We start from the raw sequence: 17536 nt of genomic DNA on the forward strand, positions 1-17536 counted from the left end.
GGGGGCAGCAGGTCAGCCGCGGATCTTGTAGCCGGTGCGCAGCAGGTGCACCGCAACGCAGCTGATCACGGCCAGCGCCAACGTCACGATACCAAAACTCAGCCATGGCGACACGTCGCTGACGCCAAAAAAGCCGTAGCGGAAGCCGTCAACCATGTAGAAAAACGGGTTGATGTGGCTGACACCCTGCCAGAAGGCCGGCAGCGAATGGATGGAGTAGAAAACGCCGCTGAGGAAGGTCAGCGGCATGATGACGAAATTCTGGAAGGCCGCAATCTGGTCGAACTTCTCGGCCCACAGGCCGGCGATCAGCCCCAAGGTGCCCATCAGCGCCGCACCCAGCACCAGGAACACCAGCACCCACAGCGGCGCCACCAGGCTGGGCATGGCAAACCAGGCGGTGACGGCGAACACGCCCACGCCCACCACGACACCGCGCGCAATCGATGAGCCGACATAGGCGCAAAACCAGGCCCAGTGCGACAAGGGGGTGAGCAGCAGGAACACCAGGTTGCCCATGATCTTGCTCTGTATCAAGGACGACGAACTGTTGGCAAAGGCGTTTTGCAGCACGCTCATCATCACCAGGCCGGGGATCAGGAAGGCGGTGTAGCTGACGGTGCCGTACACCTTCACATGGTTTTCCAGCGCATGGCCGAAGATCAGCAGGTACAGCACGGCGGTCAGCACCGGTGCGGCCACGGTCTGGAAGCTGACCTTCCAGAAGCGCAGCACTTCCTTGTACAGCAGGGTTTGCCAGCCGGCCATCATGCTGCCACCTGCTTTTCAGCGGTCTTGTCACGCATGACGTCGATGAACACGTCTTCCAGATCGGCGGCGCGGATTTCCACGTCCTGGGCCACCAGGCCGGCCTCGCGCACGGCCGCCAGGTAGCGCTCGATCTCCAGCGCATCATGGGCCGGAAACTGCACGATGCGTCCGGTGATGCGCGCGCGCTCGGCCAGCTCACGGGGCAACTCGGCATCGATCTTGAAGCGCAGCACATTGCTGGAGGCCGCCTTCAGCAGCTCGCTGGTGGTGGCCAGCGCCACCACCTTGCCGGACTTCAGCATGGCGATGCGGTTGCACAGCGCCTCGGCCTCTTCCAGGTAATGGGTGGTCAGCAGCACGGTGTGACCCTGCTTGTTCAGCTTGGCGATGAACTGCCACAGCGTCTGGCGCAGCTCCACGTCCACCCCGGCGGTGGGCTCGTCCAAGACGATGACCGGCGGCTTGTGCACCAAGGCCTGGGCCACCAGCACGCGGCGCTTCATGCCGCCGGAGAGCTGGCGCATGTTGGCACTGGCCTTGTCGGTCAAGCCCAGGCTGTCCAGCAATTCGTCGATCCAGGCGTCGTTGTTCTTGACGCCGAAATAGCCGGACTGGATGCGCAGGGCCTCGCGCACATTGAAGAAGGGGTCGAACACCAGCTCCTGCGGCACCACACCCAGCTTGCGCCGGGCCTGCGCATAGTCGGCCTGCACGTCGTGGCCGAGCACCGAGACCTTGCCCTGGCTGGCGCGCGCCAGCCCGGCCAGGATGCTGATCATGGTCGTCTTGCCGGCGCCATTRGGGCCCAAGAGGCCGAAGAACTCTCCCTCTTCAATGTCCAGGCTGACCTGGTCCAGCGCCAGGAAGGTGCTGCCTTTGGGGCCGCGCGGCGAGGGGTAGGATTTGGAAACCGATTGAAAGGAAATGGCTGGCATGGAAGACGCCGCGGCTTTCTTCTTGGGCGAAAAGCGCCTATTGTCGCAGGCGGGCGCGCCGGCCGCTGTCAGAGGGACTCAGGCCGGGGCCAGCAGCTCCGTGATGCCATACAGCTGGGCCAGACTGGCCAGCCGCTCCGGCAGGGCCTGGATGGACAAGGCCTTGCCCTGGGCCAGGCAGGCGCGGCGGAATTCCAGCAGCACCGCCAGCGCCGATGAGTCGAACCGGTGGAGCGCCGAGGCGTCCACCACCACGGCAGCGCCCGTCACCGAACGCATGCCCTGCACCAGCATGCCCAGGCAGGCGTTGGCCTGGGTCTGCGTCAACTCCTCTGGCAAGACCAGCATCAGCTCTTTTTACCGGCGTTGGACTTGTTGCGCGCGGAGAGCGAGGCGATCAGGCCGTCAATGCCCTTGCTGTTGATTTCCTGCGCGAACTGGCTGCGGTAGGTTTCCACCAACCACACGCCTTCGACGTTCAGGTTGTAGATCTTCCAGCCTGCGCCCTCGCCCGGGGTCTTTTCCAGGCGGTAGTCCAGTTGGATCGGGTTGCCATGGCCGCGCACCTCGCTCTTGACCACCACTTCCTTGTCATCGGCGGCGGCGCGCAAAGGCTTCACGGAAATGCTCTGGTCCTGCACCTGGGCCAGCGCGCCGGAATAGGTGCGCACCAGCAGGATCTTGAACTCGTCCTGCAACTTCTTTTGCTGCTCCGGCGTGGCCTGGCGCCACTGCGGGCCGACGGCCGAAGCGGTCATGCGCTGGAAGTTGACGTTGGGGATGATCTTGCTGTCCACCAGCGCCACGATTTTCGAGATGTCGCCGGCCTTGACGCCCTTGTCGGCCTTGATGCTGTCCAGCACATCGGTGGACAGGCGGGTGATCAACGCATCGGGCGCCTCGTCGGCGGCAGAAGCCGGGGCGCTGATGAACACGGCGGCGGCGCAACTCAATGCTGCTGCCCACAGGTAGCTCCAGAAACGTTTTTTGTTCATGACAGGTCTCTTTGAGGGAATGGGGTTATGTGCTTAACGCGGCACGGCATCTGCCGGCGCACGCCAACGGGGTGACCCATTGTCACCCAGCCGGCAAGACCCTGGCCGCGATGTTGCAAAACGTTACGGCTTGGCCTGGGTGGCCGGTTTCGCGTTTGCATCCGGTATACCTTTGGGCTGCGAAGCCGCGCCGGCGGGTGCCGGTGCGGCGCCTGCGGACGCGGGCTTGGTGTCCGGCTTGGAATAGTCGGGGCCCGTGGTGTCGGGCTGCTCGTCCGGCTGGTTGGACGGCTGCTCTTCCGGCGGGTTGCCGTCAAAGATGTCGCTGCGTCGCTTTTGCAGGTAGACATCGCGCAGGAAGGTGTATTTGTCCAGCGCCGCCTCGTCCAACACATTGCCGGCCCGCAACAGGTTGGCGCGGGTGTTCAGCGTGCGCAACACGACCAGCGAATTGCGCGTTGGCACGTCCTTGACGTTGTAGACGATGTCCCAATTCGTCTCCACGCCGAAGGCGGCGGCATCGCGCACCGTCGACGGGCCAAAGAACGGCAGCACCAGGTAGGGGCCGGCGGGCACGCCCCAACGGCCCAGCGTCTGGCCGAAGTCCTCGGGATGGCGCTCGATGTTCAAGTCGCTGGCCACATCCACCACGCCCAGCAGGCCCACGGTGGTGTTGACCGCCACCCGCAGCGCGTTGTCCAATGCTTCGCGCGGTTTCAGCTGCGCCACGGTATTGAGCAGCGACCAGACATCCGAGATGTTGTTGAAGAAATTGCTGACACCCGTGCGCACCAGCGGCGGCGCCACCGTCTGGTAGGCGGTGGCGGCGGGCTTGAGCACGGCGGCGTCCAGCACGTCGTTGAACTTCGTGGTGGCGCGGTTCATGGGCTCGAAGGGGTCGCGCGCGGTGGCGCCCGGCCCCGTGGCGCAGCCTTGCAACAGCAGGCTGAAGGCCACGCCGGCCAACAGCATCCACCAGGTACCGCGGCGAGACGCGGATGGCGATTTCATTATTTCTTTGCTCCCGGCGCGGGTGCGGCCGGCGCGGTCGAGCCGCCGGAGTCCGCTGCCTTGTTGTAGAGGAACTGGCCGATCAGGTTTTCCAGCACCACGGCCGACTGCGTGTTGGCGGTGCTGTCGCCAGCGGCCAGGTTCTTGTCGTCCGAGCCGGGCTCCACGCCCACATACTGTTCGCCCAGCAGGCCGCTGGTCAGGATCTTCAGCGTGCTGTCCTTGGGGAACACATAGCGGTTCTCCAGCGCCAGCGTCACCCGCGCCTGGAAGGACTTGCCGTCAAACGCGATCGATTCCACCCGGCCCACCACCACGCCGGCGCTGCGCACCGCCGCCTTGGGCTTCAGGCCGCCCACATTGTCGAACTTGGCCGTCAACCGGTAGGTGGACTGGAAGCTCAAGTTCAGCAGGTTGGCCGCCTGCAGCGCCAGGAACAGGATGGCCGCGGCCCCCACCAGCACGAACAAGCCCACCCACACATCATTTTTCGAGCGTTGCACCACGCACTCCTATAAGCTGAACATCATGGCCGTCAGGATGAAATCCAGGGCCAGCACTGACAGAGACGCCACCACCACGGTCCGCGTGGTGGCGCGTGACACGCCCTCGGGCGTGGGCTTGGCCTCGAAGCCTTGCAGCAACGCGATGAAGGTCACCGCCACACCAAACACCAGGCTCTTGAGCACACCGTTGCCGACATCGGCCCACACGTCCACACCGCCCTGCACCTGGCTCCAGAAGGAGCCGCCGTCAATCCCAATCAACACCACGCCGACCACCCAGCCGCCGAAGATGCCCATGGCGCTGAACACCGCAGCCAGCACCGGCATGGCCACCACACCGGCCCAGAAGCGCGGCGCCAACACCCGGCGCACCGGGTCCACCGCCATCATTTCCATCGCGCTCAACTGCTCGCCTGCCTTCATCAGGCCGATCTCGGCCGTCAGCGAGGTGCCGGCCCGGCCGGCAAACAACAGCGCGGTGATCACCGGCCCCAATTCGCGCACCAGGCTCAGCGTGACCAGCAGACCCAGCGCCTCGGAGGACCCGTAGCGCTGCAAGGTGTAGTACCCCTGCAAGCCCAGCACGAAACCCACGAACAGCCCCGACACCGCGATGATCAGCAGCGAGTAATTGCCCAGAAAGTGGATCTGGTCACGCACCAGCCCAAAGCGGCGCAGACAGGAGCCCGCCATGCCGACCAGCTGGGTGAACAGGCGCGCGCCGTAGCCCAGGTCGGCCAGGTAGCCCCGGGTGGCGTAACCCACATCCGCGGGCTTGTACCAGCTCATTGAACGTTCTCCGCTTTCTTTTCTGTTGTCGCTGTCGTTGTCGTCAGGGTGGCCACGGCGGCCAGACCTTGTCCAAAATCTTCTTCCACGCTGGGGCCCGGGTAGTGGAAACGCACCGGGCCGTCCGGCAAGGCGTGCACGTACTGGTACACCAGCGGATCGGTGCTGGCACGAACCTCTTGCGGCGTGCCCTGGACCGCAATCTTGCCATTGGCCAAAATGACCACATGGTCAGCAATGGCAAAAGTCTGTTCAATGTCGTGCGAAACCACCAGGCTGGTCAGGCCCATGGAATCGTTCAATTCGCGTATCAGCCGGGCCGCCGTGCCGAGTGAAATCGGGTCCAGCCCGGAGAAGGGCTCGTCGTACATCACCAGTTCCGGGTCCAGCGCGATGGCACGCGCCAGCGCCACCCGGCGCGCCATGCCGCCGGAAATTTCGCTCGGCATCAAGTCGCGGGCACCGCGCAGGCCCACGGCGTTGAGCTTCATCAGCACGATGTCGCGCACCAGCGTCTCTGACAGCGGGGTGTGCTCGCGCAGTGGAAAGGCCACGTTGTCGTACACGTCCATGTCGGCGAACAGCGCGCCAAACTGGAACAGCATGCCCATGCGCCGGCGTATCGCGTACAGGCCAGCCTGGTCCAGCGGCCCGACCTCCTGACCGTCGAACAGCGTGCTGCCTTGCTGGCCGACGATCTGGCCGCCAATCAGGCGCAGGATGGTGGTCTTGCCGCCACCGGATGCGCCCATCAGGGCCGTGACTTTGCCGCGCGGCACCTTCAGCGACACGCCATCAAGGATCACGCGCTCGCCATACCCGAAGGTCAGGTTGCGCAGTTCAACCAGGGAATCTGATTTATTGGGGGCCATAAAAAGCAAAAACCGGGGGGTGTCCGGCAACCGCAATGATAAGGGAATACACCTATCCACGCTGGTGGGCCATCCCCGCGCTCGGTCAGTGGCCCTTTTTTGTCGGTAAACAACGCGCGGCAAGCCTGGGCAAGCAGAGCCTGGCCAGACTGTACATATACGGAAAGATAAGTGCCCGCCGGGCGGCGGGAGCTACACGCAGTGAGCGACCGTGGGGGTCAACTCAACGTGGCAGGTCGGAAAACCCCATCAGGAACTCGTCCACAGCGCGAGCCGCCTGGCGGCCTTCGCGTATGGCCCACACCACCAGCGACTGGCCACGGCGGATGTCGCCGGCCGCGAACACCTTGGGCTTGTTGGTGGCATAGCCGCCAATGAAGTCAGTGCTTGCTTTGGCATTACCGCGCGCGTCCTTGTCAACGCCAAAGGCGTCCAGCACGGCGGCCACCGGGCTGACGAAGCCCATGGCCAGCAGCACCAGGTCGGCCTTCAGCACCTGCTCGCTGCCGGGCACTTCCTGCATCTTGCCGTCTTTCCAGGCCACGCGCACCGTCTTCAGGCCGGTGAGCTTGCCGCCCTCGCCCAGGAACTCCTTGGTGGAGATGGCGAATTCACGCTCGCAGCCCTCTTCATGGCTGGAGCTGGTGCGCAGCTTGATGGGCCAGTAGGGCCAGGTCAGCGGCCGGTTTTCCTCTTCCGGCGGCTGCGGCATCAGCTCGAACTGGGTGACGCTGGTGGCGCCATGGCGGTTGCTGGTGCCCACGCAGTCTGAACCGGTGTCGCCGCCGCCGATGACGATCACGTGCTTGCCATCAGCGCGCAACTGGCCTTTGACCTTGTCGCCGGCGTTGAGCTTGTTCTGCTGCGGCAGGAACTCCATCGCGAAGTGGATGCCGTCCAGGTCGCGCCCCGGCACCGGCAGGTCGCGCGACTGCTCGGCGCCACCGGTCAGCAGCACGGCGTCGAACTCCTTGTCCAGTTGCTCTGGCGTCACCGTCTCCTTGGCCCAGTTGGTGACCTTGGAACCCTTGCCCAGGCCGTCCTTGGCCGCGCCGACGAAGACGCCGGTGCGGAACGTGACGCCCTCGGCCTGCATCTGCGCCACGCGGCGGTCGATGTGGCCCTTTTCCATCTTGAAGTCGGGGATGCCGTAGCGCAGCAGGCCGCCGATGCGGTCGTTCTTTTCGAACAGCGTCACGTCATGGCCCGCGCGCGCCAGTTGCTGGGCGGCGGCCATGCCGGCCGGGCCGGAGCCCACCACAGCCACTTTTTTCCCGGTCTTGTGCTTGGGCGGCAGCGGCTTGACCCAGCCTTCATGCCAGGCGCGGTCGATGATGGCGTGCTCGATGGACTTGATGCCCACCGCATCGTCATTGACGTTCAGTGTGCAGGCGGCCTCGCAGGGTGCGGGGCAGATGCGGCCGGTGAACTCGGGGAAGTTGTTGGTGCTGTGCAGCACCGCGATGGCGGTCTTCCAGTCCTGTTGGTAGACCAGGTCGTTGAAGTCGGGGATGATGTTGTTGACCGGGCAGCCGTTGTTGCAGAACGGCGTGCCGCAGTCCATGCAGCGCGCGGCCTGCTTGTTGGCCTGGGCGTCGTCCAGGCCGACGACGAACTCCTTGTAGTGCTTGACGCGCTCGACGACCGGGGCGTAGCCCTCCTCGATGCGCTGGTATTCCATGAAACCGGTGACTTTTCCCATGATGCTGTGTTCCGTAGGCTGTTCGGTTGGCGTGCGGCGATCAGGCCGTCACTTGGCGGCCACAGAGGCCGCCTCCTTCTTGGAAGCGGGGGTCTGAGCGCGCTGGGTGAGCGCCAGGGCTTCCTTCCTGGCGTGGATCTCGGCCAGCGCGCGCTTGTACTCGGTGGGGAACACCTTGACGAACTTCAGGCGCGAGCTGTCCCAGTTGTCCAGCAGTTCGCGCGCGCGCTTGCTGCCGGTCCAGCGGTTGTGCTCGGACAGCAACTCCCTCAGCTGTGCCTCGTCGGTCTTGCCGTGGTGCCAGATGGCCTTGTCCATGCCGGCTTCCTGCTCGGCGGCGGTCAGCACCTTGTCCAGGGTCACCATGGCGGTGTTGCAGCGCTTGGCGAACTGGCCGTCCTCGTCATACACGTAGGCCACGCCGCCACTCATGCCGGCGGCAAAGTTGCGGCCGGTCTTGCCCAGCACCGCCACGGTGCCGCCGGTCATGTACTCGCAGCCGTGGTCGCCGGTGCCTTCGACCACCGCGGTGGCGCCCGAAAGCCGCACCGCGAAGCGCTCGCCGGCCACACCGCTGAAGAAGGCCTCGCCACTGGTGGCGCCGTACATCACGGTGTTGCCGACGATGATGTTGTTGGTGGCCACACCGCGGAAGTCGATGCTGGGGCGCACCACCACGCGGCCGCCGCTCAGGCCCTTGCCGGTGTAGTCGTTGGCGTCGCCAATCAGGTACAGCGTGATGCCGCTGGTCAGGAAGGCGCCGAAGGACTGGCCGCCGGTGCCTTCCAGCTGGATGCGGATGGCGTCGTCCGGCAGTCCCTGGGGGTGCACCTGCGTGACCGCGCCCGACAGCATGGCGCCGACGGAGCGGTTGACGTTGCGCGTCACCTCGATGAAGTGCACCTTCTCGCCCTTGTCGATGGCGGCGCGGGCCTTGGCGATCAGCACATTGTCCAGCGCCTTGTGCAGGCCGTGGTCTTGCTGGTCCACCTGGTAGCGCGGCACGTCGGCCGGCACCGCCGGCAGCGCGAACAGGCGGCTGAAGTCCAGGCCGCTGGCCTTCCAGTGGGTCAGCCCCTTGCGCGTGTCCAGCAGGTCGGCGCGGCCGATCAGGTCGTCAAACTTGCGTATGCCCAGCTGCGCCATGATCTGGCGCACTTCCTCGGCGACGAAGAAGAAATAGTTGACCACATGCTCGGGCTTGCCGCTGAATTTCTTGCGCAGCACCGGGTCTTGCGTGGCCACGCCCACCGGGCAGGTGTTCAGGTGGCATTTGCGCATCATGATGCAGCCCTCCACCACCAGCGGCGCGGTGGCGAAGCCGAACTCATCCGCACCCAGCAGCGCGCCAATGGCGACGTCGCGGCCGGTCTTCATCTGGCCGTCGGCCTGCACACGGATGCGGCCGCGCAGGCGGTTCAGCACCAGCGTCTGCTGCGTCTCGGCCAGGCCGATCTCCCACGGGCTGCCGGCATGCTTGATGGACGACCAGGGCGAAGCGCCCGTGCCGCCGTCGTGCCCGGCGATCACCACATGGTCGGCCTTGCACTTGGCCACGCCGGCGGCGATGGTGCCGACACCAATCTCGCTGACCAGCTTGACGCTGATGCTGGACTTGGGCGCCACGTTCTTCAGGTCGTGGATCAACTGCGCCAGGTCTTCGATGGAGTAGATGTCATGGTGCGGCGGCGGCGAGATCAGGCCCACGCCGGGCACCGAGTGGCGCAGCCGGCCGATGTAGTCGGACACCTTGCCACCAGGCAACTGGCCGCCTTCGCCGGGCTTGGCGCCCTGGGCCATCTTGATCTGGATCTGGTCAGCGCTGTTCAGGTACTCGGCGGTGACGCCAAAACGCCCCGAGGCCACCTGCTTGATGCGCGAGCGCAGCGAGTCGCCGGCCTGCAGCGGCACGTTGGCCACCACCACGTCGCTGCCGACGATGTCGGCCAGCGTCTGGCCCTGGGTGATGGGGATGCCCTTCAATTCCTGGCGGTAGCGCGCCGGGTCTTCCCCGCCTTCGCCGGTGTTGCTCTTGCCGCCGATGCGGTTCATGGCCACGGCCAGCGTGGCGTGCGCCTCGGTGGAAATGGAGCCCAGCGACATGGCGCCGGTGGCAAAACGCTTGACGATCTCGGACGCCGGCTCCACCTCGTCCACGGGGATGGCCTTGGCCGGGTCGATCTTGAACTCGAACAGGCCGCGCAGTGTCATGTGGCGCTTGTTCTGGTCGTTGACCAGTTGCGCGTATTCCTTGTAGGTGGACCAGCTGTTGGCGCGCGTGCTGTGCTGCAGCTTGGCGATGGTGTCGGGCGTCCACATGTGGTCCTCGCCGCGCACGCGCCAGGCGTATTCGCCGCCGGCGTCCAGCGCGTCGGCCAGCACCGGGTCGTCGCTGAAGGCGGCGCGGTGCATGCGGATGGCCTCTTCGGCAATCTCGAACACGCCTATGCCTTCGACCTTGCTGGGCGTGCCGCTGAAATACTTGGCCACGGTGCCGCTGTCCAGGCCGATGGCCTCGAACAACTGGGCGCCGCAGTAGCTCATGTACGTGGACACACCCATCTTGGACATGATCTTGGACAGGCCCTTGCCAACCGCCTTGACGTAGTTGTAGATGGCCTTGTCGGCGTCCATGTCGCCGGGCAGGTCCTTGTGCAGGGCCACCAGGGTTTCCATTGCCAGGTAGGGGTGCACGGCCTCGGCGCCGTAGCCGGCCAGCACGGCGAAGTGGTGCACCTCGCGCGCGGTGCCGGTCTCCACCACCAGGCCGGCGGAGGTGCGCAGCCCGGCCTGCACCAGGTGCTGGTGGATGGCGCTCAGTGCCAGCAGCGCGGGAATGGCCACCTGCGTGGCGTTGACGGCGCGGTCGCTGATGATGAGGATGTTCTTGCCGCCCTTGATGGCGTCCACCGCTTCGGCGCACAGCGAGGCCAGCTTGGCCTCCACGCCCTCATGGCCCCAGGCCAGCGGGTAGGTGATGTCCAGCGTGTAGCTGCGGAACTTGCCGTGCGTGTAGGCCTCGATGCGGCGCAGCTTGGCCATGTCGGCGAAGTCCAGCACCGGCTGGTCCACCTCCAGGCGCATGGGCGGGTTGACCTGGTTGATGTCCAGCAGGTTGGGCTTGGGGCCGACGAAAGACACCAGCGACATCACGATGGCTTCGCGGATCGGGTCGATTGGCGGGTTGGTCACCTGCGCGAACAGCTGCTTGAAGTAGTTGTACAGCGGCTTGTTCTTGTCCGACAGCACCGCCAGCGGGCTGTCGTTGCCCATGGAGCCTATGGCCTCTTCGCCGGCGGCGGCCATGGGGGCGATCAGGAACTTCAGGTCTTCCTGCGTGAAGCCGAAGGCCTGCTGGCGGTCCAGCAGCGCCACCTCGCTGGCCGGCACCACCGGTTGGGCGGGGTCGGCCATCTCGACGTCGTCGAGCTTGATGCGCAGGTTGTCGATCCACTGCTTGTAGGGCTTGCTGTTGGCCAGGCTGGCCTTCAGTTCCTCGTCGTCGATCATGCGGCCCTGTTCCAGGTCGATCAGGAACATCTTGCCGGGCTGCAGGCGCCACTTGCGCACGATCTTGTTCTCGGGCACCGGCAGCACGCCGGATTCGGAACCCATGATGACCAGGTCGTCATCGGTGATGCAGTAGCGCGACGGGCGCAGGCCGTTGCGGTCCAGCGTGGCGCCGATCTGGCGGCCGTCGGTGAAGACGATGGAGGCCGGGCCGTCCCAGGGCTCCAGCATGGCGGCGTGGTATTCGTAGAACGCCTTGCGCCGCTCGTCCATGGTGGTGTGCTGCTCCCACGGTTCGGGGATCATCATCATCACCGCCTGGCTGATGGGGTAGCCGGCCATGGTCAGCAGTTCCAGGCAGTTGTCGAACGTGGCGGTGTCGGACTGGCTGGCGAAGCTGATGGGGTAGAGCTTTTGCAGGTCGGCGCCCAGCACCGGCGAGGACATCACGCCCTCGCGTGCCTTCATCCAGTTGTAGTTGCCCTTGACGGTGTTGATCTCGCCGTTGTGCGCCACATAGCGGTAAGGGTGGGCCAGCGGCCACTCGGGGAAGGTGTTGGTAGAGAAGCGCTGGTGCACCAGCGCCAGCGCGGAGACGCAGCGGGCGTCCTTCAGGTCCAGGTAATAGGTGCCCACCTGGTCGGCCAGCAGCAGGCCCTTGTAGACCACGGTGCGGCTGGACATGCTGGGCACGTAATATTCTTTGCTGTGCTTGAGCTGCAGGTTCTGGATCGCGGCGCTGGCGGTCTTGCGGATCACGTACAGCTTGCGCTCCAGCGCGTCCTGCACGATGACGTCGTTGCCACGGCCGATGAAGATCTGCTGCAGCACCGGCTCCTTGGCGCGTACGGTGGGCGACATCGGCATGTCGCGGTCCACCGGCACATCGCGCCAGCCCAGCAGCACCTGGCCCTCGGCCTTGACCGCGCGCTCCAGCTCCTGCACGCAGGCCAGCCGTGAGGCGTGCTCCTTGGGCAGGAAGATCATGCCAACGCCGTATTCCCCCGGCGGCGGCAGCGCCACGCCCTGCTTGGCCATTTCCTCGCGGTACAGCGCGTCAGGCAGCTGGATCAGGATGCCGGCGCCGTCGCCCATCAGCTTGTCCGCGCCCACCGCACCACGATGGTCCAGGTTTTCCAGGATCTTCAGCCCCTGCTGCACGATAGCGTGCGACTTCTCGCCCCGAATATGGGCAACAAACCCCACGCCGCAAGCGTCATGCTCCTGCTGCGCGGAATACAGCCCATGCTGTTGCAGGTGTTCAATCTCTTGGGCGGTGGTCATGGCTTTCCTCACACTCGTCAATGGCAATGGATGGGGGAAACAGAGCATAGTGCACCGCAACAAATATGCCAACAACTTTAATTGGGGTCAGATTCCAATTTAATTTTTCACTTTGACGATTATTAATATTAGGGACACATCAAATTGGATAGCAAAAGAACCACAAATTGCAATGACTGCCACAGCCTCAAGCTTACTTTTGAACTACTTTTCGCGGCCTGCCAGGCGTCGCCTTGCTGACGCGCCGCGTGGTCTTTTTTTGCAGATCAGCAACAAACCCCTGCTCCCCCAGCGCCCAACCCTGCAATGTGGCTTGGGTCAACGCCTGCTGCTGGCTGCTGCTGATGCCCGCCTGCACCAGCTCCTGATAAGCCGCCTCGCGGGCAAATGGCGTGTTGCCCAGCGCCCAGAAGACAGCGTGCGGGGTGATCAGCCGGTCGTTGTGTCGTCCGGTGTTGTGGCCGTGGCTGGACCAGGGATAGTCTGCCGCCTGCGCTGAAAGACCGGCGCGCACCGGGTTCAGGTCCATGTAGACCATGCAGGCCAGCAGGTAGCGCTCGGTCTGTATGAGCGCGGATTTGTAGCGCCCCTCCCACAGCGTGCCGGTGCGCCCATGCTGCTGGTTGAACTGGCGCACGTAGCTGCGACCTACCGCCTGCATCAGCTTGGGCAGCCCCTGGGGGGTGGACGGCGTCAGCAGCAGATGCACATGGTTGGTCATCAGCACATAGGCGTGCACCGCCACGGCAAACTGGGCGGCGTGCTGGGCCAGCAGGTCGAGGAACAGCGTGTAGTCCTCGGTGGCGGCGAAGATGTCCTGGCGGTTGTTGCCGCGCTGGATGACGTGGTGCGGGTAACCGGGCAGCGTCAGGCGGGGAAGGCGGGCCATGGCGCCATCATAATTGGAATCTGACCCCAATAAATTGCGGGATTTTCCGCAGGTTTTTGCACACCAGTGTGAGCAGGCCGCCAGCGTCGTTCTGGCGCAGCGCGCGCAGATCTTCGCGGGATTTCAGCAGCACGCTGCGCAGCGAGCGGTTGCTGACGCCACCCAGGCGCATCTTCACCAGCACGCGCGGCAGGTAGGCCACGCGCAGGCCGGGCTGGCGCAGCAGGCGCAGCATGTAATCGTAGTCGGCGGCAATGCGGAAGGACGTGTCGTACTCGCCCACGGTGCTCAGCAGGCTGCGGCGAAAGTACAGCGTGGGGTGTGGCGGCATCCAGCCAAAGCTCAGCCGGGAGGGCTGAAACGCGCCACTGCGCCAATAGCGCACCACCTGCTCCAGCCGGTCCTGGCGCACATAGACCAGATCGCCATACACCGCCTGGGCGTCGTCCCGCTGCGCCAGCGCAGCCACATCGGCGACCACCTGCGCACCGGCGAACACGTCATCGGCGTTCAGGCAGCCGATCAGCTCGCCGGTGGCCAGGCGCAGTCCCTTGTTCATGGCGTCATAGATGCCGTTGTCCGGCTCGGAGACCAGCACCGTGCTCGGTCGGGCATGGGCCCTGACCAGCGCCACGGTGTCGTCGGTGGAGCCGCCATCGACCACGATGTGTTCGATGTCCGCATGCGTCTGCGCACGTACCGACACCAGCGTGTCGACAATGGTGGCCGCACTGTTGTACGCCACGGTGATGATGCTGACCTTCACGCCGGCCGCCCTGCAAACAGCATGCGCCGCGCCAATGCGCCGGCCAGGCGCACCCGTAACGCCAACCTGGCCGGCCACGACAGCACGCTGGGCGAGCCGGTGGTGGTGGCCACGCGCACATGCCGGCGGTACAGCAGCAACGGCTGCGGCAGGAAGCCCACGCTGCCTTGACACTGCGCCACCAGGCCCAGCCACATGTCGTGCATGGGCACGCCCGGTGGTATGGGCAAGGCCCAGGCCAGCAGCTCGCGCCTGAAGGCCATGCAGCAGCCCAGGTAGCTGTTGCGCCACAGGTTCTTCAAGACGCCGGGGCCGGAGCCAAATTGCTGAAAAAAAGAGTCCGCCAAGGGCTTCAGGTCGCCATCCACCAGCCGGCAGTCCGTCACCACCAGCAGGTGTTGCCGCAAGGCCTGCACGCATTGCTGCACCTTACCGTCCAGCCATACGTCGTCCTGGTCGCACAGGAAGACGATTTCGTGGCGCGCCGCCGCCAAGGCGCGCTCGAAATTGCGCACCACACCCAGCCGCACGCCCGCATCGCCGGCCAGCGGCAGCACGCGCACCCGCGCATCGTTGAAGGCCTGAACAACGGCCAGCGTGCCGTCGGTGGACTGGTCATCGGCCACCACCACCTCATCCCCTGGCCCCAACTGGGCCAGCACCGAGGCCAATTGCGCCTGCAGGTAGCGCTCGCCGTTGCAGGTGGCCATGCACACCGACACGGTGGGCCGGCCCATGGCGGGTGCCACAGCAGTCACCATGCCGGCTTGAAGCGCGTCTGCGCCAGCTCGTCCAGGCCAAACTGCGCCAGGATGTCCTGCAGGCGCTGGGCCGCAGCGCGCTTCTTCTGGCCGGTATGGCGGGCAATGATCAGCTCGTTCTTCATGCTGTGCTCCCAGCCCACCAGCTCGGTCACGGTGACCTGGTAGCCATGCGCTTCCAGGTGCAGGCAGCGCAGCACATTGGTCAGCTGGCTGCCCATCTCGCGGGTGTGCAGCGGGTGCCGCCACAACTCGGCCAGCGAGGTGCGGGACAGCGACAAGGCCTTGTGCTGGTTCAACGAACGCGCCACCTCGGCCTGGCAGCAGGGCACCAGCACCATGGCCTGGGCGTGCTTGTGCAGGCCGAAGGCAATGGCGTCGTCAGTGGCGGTGTCACAGGCATGCAAGGCGGTGACCACGTCCACCCGCTGGGGCAACTGGTCGGACTGCGTGGACTCGGCCACCGTCAGGTCCAGGAAGGACATGCGCGCAAAACCCAGGCGTTGCGCCAATTCGCGCGACTTCGCCACAAGCTCCTGGCGCGTCTCTATGCCGTACACATGGCCGCTGCCCTGCCCTTTGAAGAACAGGTCGTACAGGATGAAGCCCAGGTAGGATTTGCCAGCGCCATGGTCGGCCAGCGTCAGCTCCTGCGGGTTGGCGGCCTGGCCCTGCAGCTCCAACAACGGCTTCTCGATGAACTGGAACAGGTGGTAGACCTGCTTGAGCTTGCGGCGTGAATCCTGGTTCAGCTTGCCGTCGCGCGTCAGGATGTGCAGCTCTTTCAGCAATTCCACCGACTGCTCGGGCCGCACCTCCGGCGGCAACGCAACTGGCCCCTGGCCCTGGCCGATCCTGGCTGCTGTGGACTTGGACTTCATGGCTGCTGCCAACCCGCAGCCAGCCGCGCCCAGCCCGCAGACCCCAGCGCCTGCAGTGTCTGCATGTTCTTCTCGTAGATCGCCTCGGCTTCGGGGAAGGCTTGCACTGCCTTGTCTATGCTCTCCTCGCGCAGCAGGTGCAGGGTGGGGAAAGGGGCGCGGTTGCTGCAATTGGTGACGTCGTCCGCCGCCGTGCCGGCGAACTGGTAGTGCGGATGAAAACTGGCAATCTGCAGCACACCGGCCAGGTCCAGGTCGTCCAGCAGCTGGTCGGCCTGGTGCAGGAAATCGTTGAAATCCAGAAAATCGGCCAGGCAGGCCGGGACCATTAGCAGCGTGGTGTCGCGCTGCGCGGCGTCGGTCGCCACCAGTGCCAGCAACTCGGCGCGCAAGTCGGCCAGCAGCGCCTCGGGTTCAGTGGCGCCGCTGCACACGTAGTGCACCTGTTGTTTCACATGTACTGCCTTGGCAAATGGACACAGGTTCAGGCCGATCACGGCCTGTTCCAGCCAGCGGCGTGTGGCATCCGCCACGTGCTCTGCGGTCACCGGTGGGAATGTGCGGGCTTCAGACAAAACGGCTGGATGACTTGAGTGGGTTGAGAAAGCTCACGGCTGTTCCCTGAAACACGGCTGGAGATAGCTCTGATTTTAGCCAGCGCGGGCGGCCATGCCACCCGGCCGGGCGGGACGCTGCCTAGGGCAGCGCCTTCAAGCCGGTCAAGCGCTCGTGCTCGCGCAACGCAAAGCGGTCGGTCATGCCGGCGATGTAGTCCGCCACCACGCGTGGCAGATCCGTGCCGTGCGCACCGGCTGGCACATGGCCAGGCCGGCTCGCGGCCATCTCACCCGACTTGTCCACGTAGATGCGAAACAGGTCGCGCACCACGTCGCGCGCGGCGGCGGTGGTTTTGGTGACCTGTGGATGCCGGTACAGGTTCTGGAACAGAAAGCGCTTCAGTTGCGTGGACTGCGCGTGCATGGTCTCGCTGAAGCGCAGCAGCGGCGGCAGCGCGCGCACGGCATCGACGCTGGCCGGCTGGGCCTGCACCAACGCGGCGCGCGTGGCATCGATCAGGTCATGCACCTGGGCGCTGAGCATGCGCCTTATGGTCTCGTACAACAGCCGCCGGCCCATGTGTTCCGGCTGCTGACCCGGATGCTGGGCCAGCACCTGCTGACGAAACTGCTCGAACAAGGGCACCTCGGCCAATTGCGCCAGCGTCAGCAGGCCGGAACGCACGCCGTCGTCGATGTCGTGCGCGTTGTAGGCAATGGCATCGGCCAGGTTGCACAACTGGGCCTCCAGGCTGGGCTGGGTCTTGTCCAGGAAGCGCCGGCCCACGCCATCGGGCTCCAGCGCTTCCAGCGCCTCGGCATGGGCGCGCGAGCAGTGCTTCAGGATGCCCTCGCGGGCCTCGAAGGTCAGGTTCAGCCCGTCAAAGTCCAGGTAGCGCTCTTCCAGCACATCGACCACGCGCAGGCTTTGCAGGTTGTGCTCGAAACCGCCGTGCTGGGCCATGCACGCGTTCAGCGCATCCTGGCCGGCATGCCCAAAAGGCGTGTGACCCAGGTCGTGCGCCAGGGCGATGGCTTCCACCAGGTCCTCGTTCAGGCCCAGGCTGCGGGCGATGGTGCGGCCCAGTTGGGCCACCTCCAGCGAGTGGGTCAACCGGGTGCGGAACAGGTCGCCCTCATGGTTCAGGAACACCTGGGTCTTGTAGACCAGCCGGCGAAACGCGCTGCAGTGCACGATGCGGTCGCGGTCGCGCTGGAAGTCGTCACGGTCGAAGGCCGGCTCCTGCATGTGCCGCCTGCCGCGCGTGTGACGCGGGTCGCAGGCATAGGCAGCCAGGCTCATGGCG

General features: G+C 65.3%; 16 protein-coding genes. All 16 read right to left on the reverse strand.

The annotated features are described in order from the left end of the window. Positions 1-12 precede the first annotated feature (12 nt). Positions 13-768: an ABC transporter permease gene (locus tag AC1DX2_RS19235; protein WP_477198378.1), complete on the reverse strand. Its 756-nt coding sequence runs from the start codon at positions 766-768 to the stop codon at positions 13-15. Next, entirely contained in the window at positions 768-1706 is a 939-nt protein-coding gene (locus tag AC1DX2_RS19240) for an ABC transporter ATP-binding protein (RefSeq protein ID WP_477198009.1), read from the reverse strand. Before AC1DX2_RS19240 ends, AC1DX2_RS19235 begins: the two co-directional genes overlap by 1 nt. 78 nt (positions 1707-1784) lie before the next feature. Beyond that, positions 1785-2054 carry an STAS domain-containing protein gene (locus AC1DX2_RS19245; RefSeq protein ID WP_477198010.1) on the reverse strand — a complete coding sequence of 90 codons (270 nt, stop codon included), beginning with the start codon at positions 2052-2054 and terminating at the stop codon, positions 1785-1787. Continuing rightward, positions 2054-2701 (reverse strand): MlaC/ttg2D family ABC transporter substrate-binding protein, encoded by a 648-nt coding sequence (locus AC1DX2_RS19250; protein WP_477198011.1) that lies wholly within the window; start codon positions 2699-2701, stop codon positions 2054-2056. Before AC1DX2_RS19250 ends, AC1DX2_RS19245 begins: the two co-directional genes overlap by 1 nt. A 123-nt stretch (positions 2702-2824) precedes the next feature. After that, positions 2825-3712, reverse strand: coding sequence for an MlaA family lipoprotein (locus tag AC1DX2_RS19255; protein ID WP_477198012.1), 888 nt, complete (start codon positions 3710-3712; stop codon positions 2825-2827). Continuing rightward, a complete protein-coding gene (gene mlaD / locus AC1DX2_RS19260; protein WP_477198013.1) occupies positions 3712-4215 on the reverse strand; it encodes an outer membrane lipid asymmetry maintenance protein MlaD in 504 nt (167 codons plus the stop codon). Before mlaD ends, AC1DX2_RS19255 begins: the two co-directional genes overlap by 1 nt. 9 nt (positions 4216-4224) lie before the next feature. After that, entirely contained in the window at positions 4225-5007 is a 783-nt protein-coding gene (mlaE, locus tag AC1DX2_RS19265; protein WP_477198014.1) for a lipid asymmetry maintenance ABC transporter permease subunit MlaE, read from the reverse strand. Beyond that, positions 5004-5879: an ABC transporter ATP-binding protein gene (locus tag AC1DX2_RS19270; RefSeq protein ID WP_477198015.1), complete on the reverse strand. Its 876-nt coding sequence runs from the start codon at positions 5877-5879 to the stop codon at positions 5004-5006. The genes mlaE and AC1DX2_RS19270 overlap by 4 nt, the downstream gene beginning before the upstream one ends. Positions 5880-6102: 223 nt before the next feature. Continuing rightward, positions 6103-7581: a glutamate synthase subunit beta gene (locus tag AC1DX2_RS19275; RefSeq protein ID WP_477198016.1), complete on the reverse strand. Its 1479-nt coding sequence runs from the start codon at positions 7579-7581 to the stop codon at positions 6103-6105. A gap of 48 nt (positions 7582-7629) precedes the next feature. Continuing rightward, positions 7630-12375, reverse strand: a complete 4746-nt coding sequence (locus tag AC1DX2_RS19280) for a glutamate synthase-related protein (protein ID WP_477198017.1) — start codon at positions 12373-12375, stop codon at positions 7630-7632. Between the two features lie 193 nt (positions 12376-12568). Then, entirely contained in the window at positions 12569-13264 is a 696-nt protein-coding gene (locus AC1DX2_RS19285; RefSeq protein ID WP_477198018.1) for a transposase, read from the reverse strand. Positions 13265-13271: 7 nt separating this feature from the next. Next, positions 13272-14030, reverse strand: coding sequence for a glycosyltransferase family 2 protein (locus AC1DX2_RS19290; RefSeq protein WP_477198019.1), 759 nt, complete (start codon positions 14028-14030; stop codon positions 13272-13274). Next, positions 14027-14791 (reverse strand): glycosyltransferase family 2 protein, encoded by a 765-nt coding sequence (locus AC1DX2_RS19295; RefSeq protein ID WP_477198020.1) that lies wholly within the window; start codon positions 14789-14791, stop codon positions 14027-14029. Before AC1DX2_RS19295 ends, AC1DX2_RS19290 begins: the two co-directional genes overlap by 4 nt. Further along, positions 14785-15672 carry a class I SAM-dependent methyltransferase gene (locus AC1DX2_RS19300; protein WP_477198021.1) on the reverse strand — a complete coding sequence of 296 codons (888 nt, stop codon included), beginning with the start codon at positions 15670-15672 and terminating at the stop codon, positions 14785-14787. The genes AC1DX2_RS19295 and AC1DX2_RS19300 overlap by 7 nt, the downstream gene beginning before the upstream one ends. Then, positions 15669-16220, reverse strand: a complete 552-nt coding sequence (locus AC1DX2_RS19305) for a DUF1415 domain-containing protein (RefSeq protein WP_477198022.1) — start codon at positions 16218-16220, stop codon at positions 15669-15671. The genes AC1DX2_RS19300 and AC1DX2_RS19305 overlap by 4 nt, the downstream gene beginning before the upstream one ends. A 148-nt stretch (positions 16221-16368) precedes the next feature. Next, a complete protein-coding gene (locus AC1DX2_RS19310; protein WP_477198023.1) occupies positions 16369-17532 on the reverse strand; it encodes a deoxyguanosinetriphosphate triphosphohydrolase in 1164 nt (387 codons plus the stop codon). Positions 17533-17536 lie beyond the last annotated feature (4 nt).

The organism is Hylemonella sp. P2_B10, from assembly GCF_056404875.1.